The sequence below is a fragment of the Amycolatopsis sp. FBCC-B4732 genome, from assembly GCF_023008405.1.
Taxonomy (GTDB): domain Bacteria; phylum Actinomycetota; class Actinomycetes; order Mycobacteriales; family Pseudonocardiaceae; genus Amycolatopsis; species Amycolatopsis pretoriensis_A.
In genome coordinates, this window is sequence record NZ_CP095376.1 from 9,102,982 (window position 1) to 9,118,514 (window position 15,533).

The window sequence follows — 15,533 nt, forward strand, 5'->3', positions numbered from 1 at the left end:
GTCGGTTCCGCCTGCTCATCCGTGCTTTCACGCCCGGACCGGGACGAACCTCACCCGGAACGTGACCGGCCACTGCTTCCCGGTGAGGAGGAAATCACCGGTCCCGGGGACGGCGGCGATACCGTTGAGCACGTCTTCGGCGCCGGCCGGGTTCACCTTGGCACGCAGCTGACCTGCGTCGATGGTCGCGGTGACGTGCCCGGTGGCGGCGTCGACCCGCAGGATCGTGTCGGTGTGCCAAACGTTTGCGTAGACGTCCCCGCCGACGCACTCGAGTTCGTTGAGCTGGTCGCGCCCGACGTCAACGCTGCCGGTCACGGCGAAGGTTTTCGGATCGCGGAAGGTCAGGCGCGCGGAGCCGTCGCTCATGACGAGCCGCCCGTCGGCCTGGTGGCACAGCCCCCAGCCTTCGCCCTGGTAGGGCACCCGGCGCAGCTCGGCGAGGGTCTTGGCGTCGCGTTCGATGGCGACGCCGTCCTGCCAGGTGAGCTGCCAGAGCGTCGGCCCGAGCACGGTGACGCCTTCGCCGAACAACGGCGACGGCAGCGTGGCCTTCACGGCCGGCGGCCCGCCGGGGGGCCCGGCGGTGAGCGTCGACTGGCCGGCGAGCCCGGTGCTTTCGTAGAGCGTGTCGCCGGCGAACTCGAGGCCTTCGGTGAACGCGGCGGGGTCGTGCGCCGAGGTCGAGACCACTTCGACGGTGAGCTGTGACGGGCCGGCCGGCTGTTCGGGAGCACCGGCGCAGCCGCCGAGCGCGGCGGCCAGCAGCAGGGTGGTGAGGATCGGCGTGCGCACGTTGAACAGCCTGGCACGGGCGCCGCGGATGCGTGCGGCACAATTGGCCGCATGACTCTGCTGCTGACCCTGGACGACGGTTCCGTGCAGCGCAAACTCGCCGACGCGGTGGAGTTCGCGCGAGCTGCGGTGCTGGACGAAGCGCCCGAGGACCAGCTCGGCGCCCACGTGGGGGTCACCCGCGAAGACGCGGTCACGGCGAGTCACCTGTTCGAGGCCCAGGTACCGGGCTACGGCGGCTGGCGCTGGTCGGTGACGGTCGCCTTGGCGGGCGACGAAGAGCCGGTGACGGTCAGCGAGGTCGTCCTGGTGCCCGGCCCGGACGCGCTGATCGCCCCGCCGTGGGTCCCGTGGGAGCGCCGGGTCCGCGCGGGCGACCTGGGCGTCGGCGACATCTTCCCGACGGACGAGAACGACCCCCGCCTGGCCCCGGCCTACCTCCAGTCCGACGACCCGGCGGTGGAGGAGGTCTCCCGCGACGCGGGCCTCGGCCGGGTCCACGTGCTCTCCCGCTACGGCCGCACGGAGGCGGCGACCCGCTGGCACAGCGGCGAGTTCGGCCCCAGGTCCGACATGGCGCGCAGCGCCCCGGACGTGTGCGGAACGTGCGGCTTCTTCGTCCAGCTGGCGGGTTCGCTGAGCGGCGTGTTCGGGGTGTGCAGCAACGACATCGCCCCGGCGGACGGCCACGTGGTCGACGTGGAGTACGGGTGCGGAGCGCACTCGGAGATCGAGGTCGAGGTGACGTCCTCGGTCCCGGTGGCAGAGCTGGTGTACGACGATTCGCTGCTGGACTTCACGCCGGCCCCGGAGCCGGTGGCGGAGACCCCGGAGCCGGTGGCTGAGCCGGTTGAGCCGGTGGCGGAGACGTCGGCGGTGGAGCCGGAGGCGGATACCCCGGCGGAGGCAGAGCTGGCGGTGGCGGAGCCGGTGGTCGAGACGTCGGCGGCGGAGCCGGAGACGGCGGTCGCGGAGTCGGACGTGTCACCGGCGGAGGTCGAGCCGGAGGCGGCCGAGGCCGCGACGGTGGTCGAGGCTGAGGCGGCCGGTGCGGTCGCGGAGCCGACTCAGGCTGAGGTGACGGATGCAGTGGTGGAGCCGGAAGCGGCTGATGCGGTCGCGGAGCCGACCCAGGCCGAGGTGACCGATGCGGTTGCCGAACCGGCAGTCGCGGGGCCGGCTCAGGCCGAGGTGGCTGAGGGTGAGCCCGAGGTTGCCGCTCCCGCGGAGGCGGAGCCGACCCAGGCTGAGGTGACGGATGCGGTTGCCGAGCCGGTGGTGGCGGGGGCCGAGCAGGCGGTTGCCGAGCCGGCCCAGGCCGAGGTGACTGGTGCTGCTGCCGAGCCGGTGGTTGAGGCTGACGTGACCGGTGCGGTTGAAGCGGAGCCGGCTGAGCAGCAGACCGAGGCCGTCGAGGAAGTTGACCTGCCGGAAGCCGTGCTCGCCGACAATGTGGTCACCGAGGAACCCGCGACCCAGGCTCGGATCGATGGTGCTGGTGAGCAGTCTGAGCACTGAGCCGGGCGGGGATGATGCCTTCGGCACCGGGCGGCTTCGTGAGGCGACGCTGCGCGCTTGGCGGGACTCGCCGACTCGGCTGATCGAAGACACCAACGTCGAGCGCGACCTGCGGGTCGGGGCCTATCGGGATCGGCTCTTCGTCGAGCTCGCCCAGAACGCCGCCGACGCCGCCATGGCCGCTCGGCAGCCTGGGCGGGTTCGGGCGTCCCTTGTGGATGGACGGGAACTCCGGTTCGCCAACACCGGGGCGCCGCTTGACGCTCGGGGTGTTGCTTCGCTTGCCTCGCTGCGGGCTTCCGGGAAGACCGGCGAGACCGTCGGGCGGTTCGGGGTCGGCTTTGCCGCCGTGCGGACCGTTTCTGACGAACCTCGGGTCGTTTCCCGCACCGGTGGGGTTGCCTTTTCCGCTCAGCTGACCCGGGAAGCCGCCGGGATCGAGGGGGATGTTCCGGTTCTGCGGCTGCCGTGGCCGGTGGACGAAGAAGTTCCGGACGGCTTCGACACCGAAGTCCGGCTTCCGTTGCGGGACGACGTCGATGGCGACGCTCTCATCGAGGAGCTTGCGCGTGACGTCGCCGACCTGTTGCTCGCCCTGCCGTGGCTGGCCGAGTTCGAGGTCGGGGGTCGCGTTTGGACTCGGTCCGCCGAACAGGACGTCGTCGAAATTCGGGGACCCGCGGGGGAAACTCGCTGGCTGACCCATCGTGGTGACGTCGTCTGGGCGGTTCCGGTCGGTCGGGACGGTGCGCCCGAGCCGCTGAAGGAAGACGTTCTGCGTGCTCCCACGCCCACCGATGACGCGTTGTCGTTGCCCGCGCGGCTGCTCGCTTCCGTTCCGGTCGAACCTTCGCGTCGCCGGGTGTTGCCCGGGCCTGAATTGACCGAGGCACTGGAAAAGGCTGCTGCCGAGTACGTCGGGCTTGTCCGGTTGCTGTCGGCCGAGCACCGGTTCGCGCTCGTTCCGACGCCCGGGTTTCCGAAGTCCACTGTGGACGCCAAGTTGCGTGACGAAGTGCTTTCCGTGCTCGGCAACGAAACTTGGGTGTCCACTCGGGACAAGAAAGAGATTTCCGGGCGGCAGGCGAGGGTTCTCGACGTCGACGTGCCCGGGCTGCCGGAACTGCTCGCCGACTTCGTGCCGGGGCTGGTCAAGGGGAACGTGCCGGCGCAGGCGCTGAAAGCCGTTTCCGGGCAGGTTGTCGGCATCGAAGAGGTACTGGAAACGCTTACCGGCGTCAGCCGGGATCCCGGCTGGTGGCGCGAGGTCTACGCCGCGCTCGCGATCGCCGTCGACTCGCACGCCGTCGCCGCGGAGAAGCTGGACGGGTTGCCCGTTCCGCTGTCGGACGGCCGGACCCTGCCGGGCGCTCGGGGCTGCTTGCTCGTCGAGGGTTCGGCGGAGCTGCTGGAACTGCTGTCCGATGTGGACATTCCGGGACTCCGGCTGGTGCACCCCGCCGCGTCGCACCCGTTGCTGGAACGGTTGGGGGCCAAGCACGCCGACGCGCGGGAGCTGCTCAACGCCGATCAGCTGCGGGACGCCGTCGAGCGCAGTGTCGAGGACGTGCGGTCCGGATTGGACGGTACGACGCTCGCCGGTGCCGTGCTCCGGCTGATTGCCGACTGCGGGGACGACGCGCCGCGGTGGGTCGCTGCGCTTGCTTTGCCCGCCACCGATTCCTGGCGTCGCGCGGACGAACTCGTGCTGCCGGCGTCGCCGCTGATCGACGTCTTCGACGAAGAGGTCTTCGAGGAGGACGGTGCGCTCGACGTCCTCGATGAGGACTTCGCCGAGGACTGGCCGGCCGACACGCTGAAGGCCGCGGGAGTGCTCGACTCGTTCGCGCTGGTCGTCGACGACGAGCCGCACGAACCCGACCACGACCTGCCCGACGAAGAAGCCTGGTGGGACTCGCTGCCGGAGCCGCCCTCGACGCTCGTCGCGATCCGGGACCTCGACCTCGTCGCCGACGACTCCTGGCCCGCCGCGCTGCGGCTGCTCGCCGCGCGGCCCGAAACCTGGCACGCCCTGCGTGCGCCGCGGGGCCACGCTGCCTGGTGGATCGCGCAGTACGCCGTGCTCGACGGGTTCGCGCCGAACGAGTGGCGCCTGCCGGACGCCGACCTGGCCGGGCTCTACGACGTGGTGCCCGACCTCGGCCTCGGCGAGCAGCTCCTCGCGGCCGCCGGGGTGCGGGCGGACCTCACGCTGTCCACAGTGGAGGAAGCGGACGACCTCCTCGGCCGGCTCGCCGACCCGGATCGCGTGGTCTCGGCCGGGCTGATCGCTCGTGCTTACGACGCCGTCGTCGAGTCGGGGCTCGAACCGCGGGCGCCGCGGGGTGTGCGGGCCGCGGACGGGACCGTCGTGGCCGACGCGCTCGTGCTGGACGTGCCGTGGGTGGCCGGGGCGCTCGAACCCGATCAGTACGTGGTTGCCCCGGAAGACCCGGAGCGGCTCGCCGACCTGCTCGACCTGCCGCTCGCGAGCACCGCGGCCGCCGAGGTCACCAGCCGAGGTGAGTACGCGCCCTGGGCCGAGCTGCCCGCGCTGAAGCTCGTCGCCGACCAGCTCGGCGTCCGGCTGCCCGACGGCGGTGTCCTGGTGCACGACCCGCTGACCGTGTCGATCCAGGGCGCGGAGCACGACGTCCAGTGGTGGTCCGACGGCCGGCTGCACGCGGCCGACACGTCCGAGGGCCTGGCCCGCGCGTTCGCCTGGGCGGCCGGGCGCTGGCCCGACCGGCACCTGATCACCGCGCTGCTCGACGACCCGTCACCGCGGACGCTGGTGAACTAGGCAGGGCGCGAAGCGTCTCCGTTGAGGGCGGTGGCGGGGGCATGGACGGACTGAACCTCAGAGCCGCTGGGCCGACTTCGAGCCGCGGCGGGCGGCGGCGCGCTGCCAGCCGATGATCGCCATGCCGACGAAGCCGAGCGCGAAGCCGGACAGCGCCGTCTGCACCCACAGCCCCGGACTCGTGAAGAAGAGCACCACCAGCGCGACAGCCCAGATCGAGGTGCCTACGATCACCACCGGCGTCAGGTCGGTCAGCTTCTTGGGCAGCTCCGGCGTGTGCCGCAACGAGCCCGTAACCTCCGGTGGATTGATCGGTTCACTCACGAGGTGCAGGGTACTCCGCAGCAGCGAGAGAATGGGCAGGCGAATGGCGGAGCAGGAGACGACCCGCGAGGGGACGTCCACACTGGACCGGTTCTTCAAGATCACCGAGCGGGGTTCGACGGTGCCGCGCGAGCTGCGCGGCGGCTTGGTCACCTTCGTCACGATGGCCTACATCGTGGTGCTGAACCCGCTCATCATCGGCAGCTTCTCGGCCGACGACGCGGGCGCGCACAAGGACCTCCTCGGCGGCATCCTGCCCGTCTCGCAGGTGGCCGCGGTGACCGCGCTCGTCGCCGGCGTGATGACGATCCTGATGGGCCTGGTCGCGAACTACCCGTTCGCCATCGCGACCGGCCTCGGCATCAACAGCCTGGTCGCGGTCACCATCGCCCCGCAGATGACCTGGCCCGAGGCGATGGGCCTGGTGGTCATCGAGGGCGTGATCATCGTCCTGCTCGTGCTCACCGGGTTCCGCACCGCGGTGTTCAAGGCCGTGCCGGCCGCGCTGAAGTCCGCGATCGCCGTCGGCATCGGCGTGTTCATCTGCCTGATCGGCCTGGTCGACGCCGGGTTCGTGCGCCGGCTGCCGGACGCCGCGCACACCACCGTCCCGGTCGGCCTTGGCATCAACGGCTCGATCGCCTCCTGGCCGACCGCGGTGTTCGTCGTCGGCCTGCTGCTCACCGGCATCCTCGTGGTGCGGAAGGTCAAGGGCGCGATCCTCATCGGCGTGCTGGCGTCGACGGTGCTGGCCATCGTCGTCGAGGCGATCGTCAAGGCCGGGCCGTCGCAGGGCACGAACCCGAAGGGCTGGAACCTCGGTTACCCGGCGCTGCCGGACCAGGTGCTCGGCCTGCCCAACCTCTCACTGGTCGGTGACGTCTCCTTCGGCGCCTGGACGCGGCTGCCGATCATCACCGTCTGCCTGCTGGTGTTCACCCTGGTGCTCGCCGACTTCTTCGACGCCATGGGCACCATGACCGGCCTCGCGAAGGAAGCCGACCTGCTGCCGAAGGACGGCCAGCTGCCCAACGTCGGCAAGGCGCTGTTCGTCGAGGGCCTCGCGGGCGCGGCGGGCGGGTTCGGCTCGGCCAGCTCGAACACGGTGTTCGTCGAGTCGGCGTCCGGCATCGCGGAGGGCGCGCGGACCGGCCTGGCCAACGTCGTCACCGGCGTGCTGTTCATCGCCGCCATGTTCCTGACCCCGCTCTACCAGGTCGTGCCGGTCGAAGCGGCCGCGCCGGCGCTGGTCGTGGTCGGCGCGATGCTGATGGCGCAGGTGCGCGACATCGACTTCACCGACTACTCGATCGCGCTGCCCGCGTTCCTGACCATCGTCGTCATGCCGTTCACGTACTCGATCGCGAACGGCATCGGCGCCGGCTTCGTCAGCTACGTCGTGATCCGCGCGGCCACCGGCAAGGCCCGCCAGGTGCACCCGCTCATGTGGGTGATCGCGCTGGCCTTCGTGGCGTACTTCGCGGTCGGGCCGATCCAGGCCGCGTTCAGCTCCTGATCTTCAGGGCTTCGTCGAAGACGCCCCGGTCGCGCTCGAAGTCGGCGGCCGGGGCGTCGAACCGGACGGTCACCAAGGCTTCGCCGGCGCCGAGGCCGACCACGGTCACCCGCCGCTGCGCGCCGTCGCGGTCGTAGGTGAAGTTCCATTCCGCGGCGTCGAAGTCGGCGATCGGGGCGTGCCCGGCGACCGTGCCACCCTGCCGGCCGAAGACCGCCTTGAGCCCGCTCAGCGCGTCTTCCTGCGTGATCGGCACCCGGTCGGTCTCGAGCAGAAGCTCACCCCGACGGTAGCTCGCCCGCTCTCCGTCGCGGTTCACGGCCCAGTCCGCCGGCACCGGGATCTCGATCGCCTGGCCGGGACCGTCCGCGAGCCGGTAGACCTCCAGCGCGCCGGAGACGATCGAAGGTGCGGGCGACGGCGGCGGGGCGGCCGCCGGGGCGGCGTCCGGGCCGCTGCTCAGGAACTGCGCCGCCACGATCGCCAGTACCGCCGCGCCGACCACGGCCGAGCCCACCAGCTTCTTGTTCATCCGACCCCCCGGGGTTTCCCTCGTGAGGACGCGTGACCGTGTTCCAGGTTGCCGCTTGACGGAGATCACCCGTGCGGCCGAAGTTTCGTAAGGTATGCTAACTATATGTCCGGCGACACGCACGAACGCTCCTTGGCGAGCCGTCTGCGTCTCGCGGTGGTCCGGCTCAACCGCCGGCTGCGGGCACAGCGCGTCGGGGACGACCTCACGCTCACGCAGGTCGCCGCGCTGTCCACCTTGCACAAGTGCGGCGCGCTGACCCCGGGGCAGCTCGCCGCGAAGGAAGGCGTCCAGCCGCCCTCGATGACGAGGGTGATCGCCGCGCTCGAAGAGATGAAGTTCGTCGAGCGGCGCCCGCACCCGACCGATGGCAGGCAAGCCATCGTCGAGCTGTCCGAGAGCGGACTCGCCTACGTGCGGCGGGCCATTTCGGTGCGAGAAGCGTGGCTGGACCGGCAATTGGCGGAACTCGGCGACGAAGAGCGCGAAGTGCTCTCCAAAGCCGCCGAAATCATCGACAGGATGGCGGGGAACTAACCACGGTGACGGCCACGGGTAGCGAAACGAAGCGTTCCACCGAGACCACTGCTACCCGGGACATGGCGCCACCGCCGTCCGATTCGCCACCGTCCCCGTCCAAGCGCGGCAGCATGTTCGCCTCGCTGCGGGTCCGCAACTACCGGCTGTTCTTCACCGGCCAGGTCATCTCGAACATCGGCACCTGGATGCAGCGCATCGCCCAGGACTGGCTGGTGTTCACCCTCAGCGGCAACAACCCGATCGCCCTCGGCATGGCCGTCGCGCTGCAGTTCGCGCCGACGCTGTTCCTCTCGCTGTGGGCCGGCGTCCTCGCCGACCGCGTCGACAAGCGGCGGCTGCTCACCTGGATCCAAGTCGCCGCGTGCGCGCAGGCCGTCGTCCTCGGGGTGCTCGACATCAGCGGGATCGTCGCGCTGTGGCAGGTCTACGTCCTGTGCTTCACGCTCGGCATCACGGCGTCGCTCGAAGTGCCGACGCGGCAGTCGTTCGTCGCCGAGATGGTGGGCCGCGACCAGATCGCGAACGCCGTCGCGCTCAACTCGTCGATCTTCAACATGGCGCGGATCGTCGGCCCGGCCATCGCCGGGTTCGCGATCACCTGGATCGGCACCGGCTGGCTGTTCATCGCGAACGCGGTCAGCACGGTCGCGGTGATCATCGGCCTGGTCCTGATGAACCCGGACAAGCTGTTCCGCGTCGCGGCGGTGCCGCGCGAGAAGGGACAGCTCGTCGAGGGCCTCCGGTACGTCCGGCGGCGCTCCGACCTGATGACCGTGATGGTGCTGGTGCTGTTCGTCAGCACGTTCGGCATCACGTACTTCAGCTCGCTGCCGATCGTCGCCGCGAACGTGTTCCACACCGCCGCCGACGGCTACGGCCTCCTTTCCACACTGGTCGCGGTCGGCACGTTCACCGGCGCGGTGATGTCCGCCCGGCGCGGCACCAAAGGACGGCCGCGGGTGCGGCTGATGCTGGTGTCGGCCTTCTTCCTGGGCGTGTTCGAACTGCTCACGGCGTTCATGCCGACGTACCTGACGTTCGGCCTCGGCCTGATCCCGCTCGGCTTCGCGACGATGACGTTCCTCAACACGGCGAACGCGCTGGTGCAGACGTCGGTCAGCCCGGAGATGCGGGGCCGGGTGATGGGCCTGTACGTGCTGGTCCTGATCGGCGGCAACCCGATCGGCGGACCGATGGTCGGCTGGATGGCGGACGCCTTCGGCGGGCGGTCTCCCTTCTACATCGGCGGCGCGGTTTCGGCGCTGGCCGCGGTCGTGTGCGCGGTGGTGCTGATCCGGCGGGGTGGCGTTTCGTGGCCGGTGCAGCGGGGGTTCGGGCTTCGAGTTTTGAAGCGGTCGAAGGTCTAGCTGCCGCGCAAGCGCGGCAGCAGGGACTCGGCCCAGACTCGCAGTTCTTCGTCGGACTTCCTCGGGGACGGCCACGCGAGCCGCACCTGTTGTGGCGAGTCGTCGGTGAGCTGGATCGTCACCGACGGGTTCTCCACCTCGGCGGGCCGGCCGCCGATCGTGTCCGGGAGCGACTCCGTGAGCCGCTCCTTGCTCGATGCCTGGACCTGGAACTCCTCGTCCGCCCGGTATTCGCAGCGGCCGTCGTGCTTCGGGACGAACTCCTCGAGCGGGCGCCCGGTGGACTGCGAGAGCGCGGAGCACAGCTGCCAGGCGATCAGCGGCGTGGGCGCGTCGACGATGCCGGTGCCCGGGGCCGGGCCCGCCTCGCGGACCGGGATCGCGTCGCCGGTGCCGTCCGTGGGCAGTGCCGGCCCCGGTGTGGTGATGGCGCCGACGATGCGCTCCCCGATGTCGCGGACGAGGTTCGCCAGGTCCCGGGGTGTCCGGTCCCGGACGTCCTGCTCCAGCGAAACCTCCAGCACGGGCTTGGCCCAGCTCGGCGCACGCTGCCCGAGGAGCCGGACGACCACCGTCGAGTGCTTGCCGTAGGTCGACGAGGAGAGCGTGGCTTCGCGGCCGCCGATCGACGTCTGCTGCACCGGCCCGGGCGGGACGATCAGCTTGCCGTCGCTGAGCTCGGCCTTGAGCCGGAGGGTGGTGGTGACGACGGTGCAGCCGAAGACCACCGACACCTCGCGCCGGACCGGGCCGCCCAGCAGTCTCGCCCAGGCCGGTTCGGACAGCGCCGAACAGAGCACGTGGCCCGACGTGTAGTCCGGCAGTGCCGCGGCCAGCTCGCCGGTGGGCATCGGCGCCTCCCGGACCGGGTGCGCGCCCGGTTCCGGCCACGGGCTGGGCAGTTCCTTCGGTGGTTCGGGCAGCGCGACGGGCTTGGCGAAGGTGTGTATCACCAGCCAGGCCGCGCCGCCGTGCACGGCCAAGAAGGCCAGCACGGCGACGACGATCAGCGCCGCGGTGCGGTTGGAGTTCCCCCTTGTGTTCACGCTGTGACCGTATCGACACGCACCGACAAAAACCGGGGGTTTCCGCAGGAAGGGTCACTCGAACGAGTGAGATCCGAGTCTCCTCGACCGGCCTCTTGCTCGGAAGGTGAGGTTAGGCTAACCTCATGCATGTCCGCTTCGTGGTGGGAGCGGCAGTCAGTTCGGGAACGGACGGAGCCCCGGCCCTGGGAACCCCAGGCCGGGGCTTCGTTCACGTCACGGCAGTGTCGGGCTGAGCGTCCCGCTCGTCAAGGGGCTCCCACCCGGCGGAGTGGGCAGGCGCTTCAGCGGGAGCCCGAAGTAGACGCGGTAGGCCGCCCGGATCGCGGCTTCGGTCGGCAGCAGGACCTCGTTCCGGACGCCGTCGACGGTCTCGATCAGCTTGTCGCCCGACAGCGTCACGCGGCCCTGGGATGTCGGGCGGGAACAGGTCAGCGAGCGCGTGAAGTGCGACTCGGGGGACGTCGACTGCCACCACGCCATCGGGACGAAGTCGGCCAGCGGGCGCGGGCGGCGCTCCAGCCGGTACTGCGGCTTTCCGTCCAGCAGCACGTCGACGTCGCCGTCCGGGGTGTCCAGCAGCAGGAAATCGCCGTCCGGGTCGCGCTGGGCGTCCACACCGGACAGGCGCAGCGGGTGCCGCGCGAAGCGGCCGAAACCGACGTCCACCAGCCAGGGTTCGTCGAGTTCGACGACGATCGCCGCGTGGTCCAGCGGCGGGCCGAGGGTGCCGTCGGCGTGGAAGACCTGCGCCGCGTGCAGCGTCGCGGAGAAGCCGAGTTCGCGCAGCAACGCCGCGAAGAGGCCGTTCAGTTCGTAGCAGAACCCGCCCCGCCGGCGTCGCACGATCTTCGCGAACAGGGCCGCTTCGGTCAGCTCGACGGGCTCGCCGAGGTGGATGCTCAGGTTTTCGAACGGGACCGTGCTCAGGTGGTGCTCCTGCAGGTGGCGTAGGGTCGCGAGGTCGGCCGCGGCGGGCCGCCGCACCCCCAGCCGGTCCAGATACGCGTCGACGTCCATGCACCAAGCCAAACACCTGGACCGCACTCGAGGTCAAGCGATTTCACCCGCCGACGAAAAAACGGGGCCCTCCCGTGCAGGAGGACCCCGTTTCCGGACGAGCTCAGCCGAGCAGCAGGCCGTTGCCGCCGGCGACGGCGTTGTCGAAGCGCTTGGAGATCTCCGCCCAGTTGTAGATGTTCCACAGGGCCTCGACGTACTTCGGCTTCACGTTCTTGTAGTCCAGGTAGAACGCGTGCTCCCAGACGTCGACCAGCAGGATCGGGACGGTCGGCAGCACCAGGTTGTTGTGGTGGTCGCGCAGCTGCTGGGTGATCAGCGTCTTGCCGATCGGGTCCCAGGAGAGCGCGGCCCAGCCGTTGCCCTGGATCGTCGTCGCGACGGCGGTGAACTGCGCCTTGAACTTGTCGAAGGAGCCGAACGCCTCGTCGATCGCGGCGGCGAGCTCACCGGTCGGCTTGTCGCCGCCTTCCGGCGACAGGATCTTCCACCACACGACGTGGTTCGCGTGCCCGGCGAGGTGGAACGCGAGCGTCGTCTGCAGGCCGACGATGTCGCCGAAGTTGCCGGCGTCACGGGCTTCCGCGATCTTGTCGAGCGTGTCGTTCGCGCCCTTGACGTAGGTCGCGTGGTGCTTGCTGTGGTGCAGCTCGTTGATCTCGCCGGAGATGTGCGGCGCGAGGGCGCTGTAGTCGTAGTCGAGATCGGGGAGCTCGTAGCGGGCCATTGGCCCTCCTTCTGTCTTCGACACAAGTTTCCGGTATCGAACCTAGTAGCACACGCCTCTCCGCGGCGAGCGGGGGCGCGTCGTGGTCACCGCGTGGGATGACCGGCTCGTGAATGGCGTACCCGAGGGGCCGCCACCCGAAACCGAGCCTGCTACCTGGACTTAACTGGAGGTCAACGAGCTGTGACGACGATCATGCGGCCCCGCGTGCGGCAGCTGGGTGAGGTCGCTGGGCGGGGCCGTGAATGGGTCATTGGCGACCGTTGGCGCCGCGAATGAGTCATTCGCGGCATCGCCGGCCGCGGTCCGGGCTCAGGCGGTGCGGTATTCGTCGAGCCGGGTGGCCAGTTCGTCGAACACCGCGACGTTGCACTCGAACGCCACCAACGTCTCGCCGATCACCCGCGCCCGCTCGGCCTCGTCCCACGGTGCGTTGTCCAGCTTCGCGCGGTACTGGTCGCGGAAACGCGGCGCGCTGCCGATGCCGTCGAAGTGGTAGAAGAGCGTGCCCGCCTCGGCGACGTCGTACTGGCGCTCCAGCAGCCGGCGGATCGCCTGGCCGCCCGCGATGTCGCCCAGGTAGCGCGTGTAGTGGTGGGCCACGTAGCCGCCGGCCCACGAAGACGCTTCGCGCACCCGTGCCACGTACTCCCGCGTCGAAGCCAGCGGGGTGATCGTCGTGCGCCAGTCCGGGCCGACCAGGTGGGCCAGGTCGCGCTCCAGGCTGGGGAGCCGGCGCAGCTCGTCGAAGACGAACTCGCCCCCGACCGGGTGATCCGCCATCGCGTCGCTCGCCGCTTCGATGGCGCCGTAGATGAAGTAGTACTGGATCGCCAGCTGGGTGTAGCCCTCCTGGGACAGCTCGCCGCCGAGCAGGGCGCGCATGTACGTCGAGTAGTTCGCCTTCTCGTGCACCTCGAGCGTCGACGCGCGCAGCGTCGCCGAGAACGGGCGGGCGTCCGTGGTCACCGACATGGGCAGGCCTCCCGGCGATCGATCTGACACGCTGTCAGAAAGATCGTAGGGCACAATCCCGGCTTAGGCTACCCTAAATCGGCGCGCCGACCGCCCGGAGCACGAACCGCACCGAGGCTTCGATGACGTCGTCCAGCTGCTCGGGCGGGCCGTCGACGAGGGTGCGGTTGCCCAGGGCCGCGGTGATCATCGGGATCAGCACGTCCGGGTCCTCGGCCGGCCAGCGCCCCAGGTCGACGCCGCCGAGGAGGATGGCTCGCAGCCGGTCGGTGATCGGGTCCGCGTGCGCGCTGATCCGCCGGTACGCCGCCGGCGCCAGCGCCGACGCGAGCGCCGTGCCCGGCGGCATGTGGTACTCCGCCAGCACCCGCAGCTGCAGCCGGACGAACGTGGCCAGCTGGTCGGCCGGATCGGCCTGGGCCTCGACGGCTTCGGTCAGCTTCGTGACGTACTGGGCGGCCTCGTCCTCGACGAAGGCGACCAGCAGGCTCTCCTTGTCGGGGAAGTGGTTGTACAGCGCCGTCCGGCCCACCCCGGCCGCGGCGGCCACCCCGGCGAGCGTGATCGCGTCGAAGCCGCGTTCGTAGAGCTGCGCGCGCAGGACGTCGAAGACCCGCGTCCGGACCTCGCGCCGGTGAGCCTCGAGCGACGCACCGAGAATCTTCGGCATCGGCTCAGGTTAGCGGTCAATCACTCAACGTCCAGGTGTGCACCGGCTCGCCCGACTCCGACAGCTCCAGGTAGCGGCCCAGCATCAGGCTCAGCGCCGCCTCCCGGTCCAGCCCGCGTTCCTGCGCGCGCAGGACGTAGTCGCGCTGCCAGGTCGCCCCGGTCCGCCGCGCGAGGCAGCGGCGTTCGATGATCCCGAGGTAGCGCTCGCGGGCTTCGTCGGAGACGTCGGAGCGGCGCAGGCCCTCGTGGGCGAGCGGCAGCAGCACGCGCAGCGCCAGCTCGTCCGGCGGGATCCAGCCGATGCCCGGCCAGTACAGTTGCGCGTCGAACCCGCGGCGCGCGCCCGCGTAGAGGTTTTCCTCCGCGGCCTGGAAGGACATCTGGCTCCACACCGGGCGTTCCGCCTCGGCGAGCGCGCGCTGGGCGCCGTAGAAGAAGGCCGCGTTCGCCACGGTGTCGACGACCGTCGGCCCGGCGGGCAGGACGCGGTTTTCGATGCGCAGGTGCGGCAGGCCGTCGACGACGTCGTACACCGGGCGGTTCCAGCGCCAGATGGTGCCGTTGTGCATGCGCAGCTCGGTCAGCTTCGGCGCCTGGCCCGCGTCGAGCGCCTCGATCGGGTCCTCGGCGTCGGTTTCCGGGAGCAGGCCGGGGAAGTAGCGGACGTTCTCCTCGAACAGGTCGAAGATCGACGTGATCCAGCGCTCGCCGAACCACACGCGCGGCCGGACGCCCTGGTTCTTCAGCTCTTCCGGCCGGGTGTCGGTCGCCTGCAGGAACAGCGGGATGCGCGTTTCGTGCCACAGCGCCTTGCCCAGCAGGAACGGCGAGTTGGAGGCCAGCGCGATCTGCAGCCCGGCCAGGCACTGCGCCGCGTTCCAGTGCGCCGCGAACTCCTCGGGCGCGACCTGGAGGTGCAGCTGCACGCTGGTGCACGCGGCCTCGGGCAGGATCGATTCGGCGTAGCTGCGCAACCGCTCCGGCTGCTGGCCGGGCAGCGGCGCGCCCTCCATCGCGAGCACCGTGCGTTCGCCGCGCGCGGCGAAGATCTGGTCGTTCAGCGTGGAGTACCGGGTCTTGTTGGTGAGCCACTTCTGGTCGAAGTGCTCGTGCTTCAACGTCGGCAGGATGCCGATCATGGCCAGCGCCGACCCGGTGTCGCGCGCCTTGGAGGCCGCGGTGGCGAGGTACGCGCGGAGGTCGTCTTCGAGCTGCAGGGCCGAATCGCCGGCCAGCGGCCGGGGCGGCACGTTCAGCTCGATGTTGTGCTGGCCCAGCTCGGTGGTGAACGACGGGTCGTCCAGCGCCTCCAGCACGGCGGTGTTCGTCATCGACGGGCGCAGCTCGCGGTCGACCAGGTTCAGCTCGACCTCGAGACCGATGTTCTTGCGGGGGAACGAAAAGCTGCCGTCGGTGAGCATGCGGGCCAACGTGTCCAGGCAGCGCTGCACCTTGCGGCGGTACCTTCCGCGGTCCAGCGTGGTGAACGATCGAGCCGCGAGGTCCATCCCCATGACCATCCCTGCTTTGCGTCGGCGTGGAACTAGGACGTGTTTCAGGTCCTGGCGGACAACCGTTACACAGGCGATGCACCCGTGCTAGCGGCCAAACTGGTGCTCTCCGTCACGAGGGGTTAACCGAAAGCAAAATGGACCCGTTCGCAGCACCGGGGTGTCGACGTTCGGACCAGTCGGGTGC

The 15,533-nt window shown here is 70.3% G+C and carries 14 protein-coding genes; 5 read left to right on the plus strand and 9 right to left on the minus strand.

The features are described from left to right. Positions 1-27: 27 nt before the first annotated feature. Positions 28-795 carry a glutaminyl-peptide cyclotransferase gene (locus tag MUY14_RS41335; RefSeq protein WP_247017938.1) on the minus strand — a complete coding sequence of 256 codons (768 nt, stop codon included), beginning with the start codon at positions 793-795 and terminating at the stop codon, positions 28-30. Positions 796-846: 51 nt separating this feature from the next. Here MUY14_RS41335 and MUY14_RS41340 point away from each other — a divergent pair, with 51 nt between their 5' ends. Together MUY14_RS41340 and MUY14_RS41350 are read left to right on the plus strand one after the other, a co-directional pair. Then, entirely contained in the window at positions 847-2,313 is a 1,467-nt protein-coding gene (locus MUY14_RS41340; protein ID WP_315863242.1) for a DUF3027 domain-containing protein, read from the plus strand. Next, on the plus strand, positions 2,285-5,116 hold the full coding sequence (locus MUY14_RS41350; RefSeq protein WP_396126621.1) for a sacsin N-terminal ATP-binding-like domain-containing protein: 2,832 nt from the start codon (positions 2,285-2,287) through the stop codon (positions 5,114-5,116). The genes MUY14_RS41340 and MUY14_RS41350 overlap by 29 nt, the downstream gene beginning before the upstream one ends. A gap of 57 nt (positions 5,117-5,173) precedes the next feature. On the opposite strand, the gene MUY14_RS41355 is transcribed toward MUY14_RS41350, so the two are convergent. Next, positions 5,174-5,401 carry a DUF2530 domain-containing protein gene (locus MUY14_RS41355; protein WP_247025488.1) on the minus strand — a complete coding sequence of 76 codons (228 nt, stop codon included), beginning with the start codon at positions 5,399-5,401 and terminating at the stop codon, positions 5,174-5,176. Between the two features lie 82 nt (positions 5,402-5,483). Between MUY14_RS41355 and MUY14_RS41360 the strand changes: the two genes are divergently transcribed. After that, the gene (locus MUY14_RS41360; protein ID WP_247025489.1) at positions 5,484-6,956 is read left to right on the plus strand and encodes an NCS2 family permease; all 1,473 of its coding nucleotides are present in this window, start codon (positions 5,484-5,486) and stop codon (positions 6,954-6,956) included. Here MUY14_RS41360 and MUY14_RS41365 read toward each other — a convergent pair. Continuing rightward, complete coding sequence (locus MUY14_RS41365) at positions 6,946-7,488, minus strand: hypothetical protein (RefSeq protein ID WP_247017944.1); 543 nt, start codon at positions 7,486-7,488, stop codon at positions 6,946-6,948. The two genes, MUY14_RS41360 and MUY14_RS41365, sit on opposite strands and share 11 nt — an antisense overlap. A 105-nt stretch (positions 7,489-7,593) precedes the next feature. Here MUY14_RS41365 and MUY14_RS41370 point away from each other — a divergent pair, with 105 nt between their 5' ends. Further along, positions 7,594-8,025, plus strand: a complete 432-nt coding sequence (locus tag MUY14_RS41370; protein WP_247017945.1) for a MarR family winged helix-turn-helix transcriptional regulator — start codon at positions 7,594-7,596, stop codon at positions 8,023-8,025. A gap of 113 nt (positions 8,026-8,138) precedes the next feature. Further along, complete coding sequence (locus MUY14_RS41375) at positions 8,139-9,395, plus strand: MFS transporter (protein WP_247017946.1); 1,257 nt, start codon at positions 8,139-8,141, stop codon at positions 9,393-9,395. Here the strand turns inward: MUY14_RS41375 and MUY14_RS41380 are convergent. From MUY14_RS41380 to MUY14_RS41405, 6 genes are all read right to left on the minus strand, one after another. Continuing rightward, complete coding sequence (locus tag MUY14_RS41380) at positions 9,392-10,441, minus strand: hypothetical protein (protein WP_247017947.1); 1,050 nt, start codon at positions 10,439-10,441, stop codon at positions 9,392-9,394. The two genes, MUY14_RS41375 and MUY14_RS41380, sit on opposite strands and share 4 nt — an antisense overlap. Positions 10,442-10,657: 216 nt before the next feature. After that, the gene (locus tag MUY14_RS41385; RefSeq protein ID WP_247017948.1) at positions 10,658-11,461 is read right to left on the minus strand and encodes an arylamine N-acetyltransferase; all 804 of its coding nucleotides are present in this window, start codon (positions 11,459-11,461) and stop codon (positions 10,658-10,660) included. A gap of 103 nt (positions 11,462-11,564) precedes the next feature. Next, the gene (locus MUY14_RS41390; RefSeq protein WP_247017949.1) at positions 11,565-12,188 is read right to left on the minus strand and encodes a superoxide dismutase; all 624 of its coding nucleotides are present in this window, start codon (positions 12,186-12,188) and stop codon (positions 11,565-11,567) included. 312 nt (positions 12,189-12,500) lie between these two features. Continuing rightward, entirely contained in the window at positions 12,501-13,163 is a 663-nt protein-coding gene (locus tag MUY14_RS41395; protein WP_247017950.1) for a heme oxygenase (biliverdin-producing), read from the minus strand. Positions 13,164-13,236: 73 nt separating this feature from the next. Next, positions 13,237-13,833, minus strand: coding sequence for a TetR/AcrR family transcriptional regulator (locus MUY14_RS41400; RefSeq protein WP_247017952.1), 597 nt, complete (start codon positions 13,831-13,833; stop codon positions 13,237-13,239). Between the two features lie 16 nt (positions 13,834-13,849). Then, positions 13,850-15,349, minus strand: coding sequence for a glutamate-cysteine ligase family protein (locus MUY14_RS41405; RefSeq protein WP_247017954.1), 1,500 nt, complete (start codon positions 15,347-15,349; stop codon positions 13,850-13,852). Between the last annotated feature and the right edge of the window lie 184 nt (positions 15,350-15,533).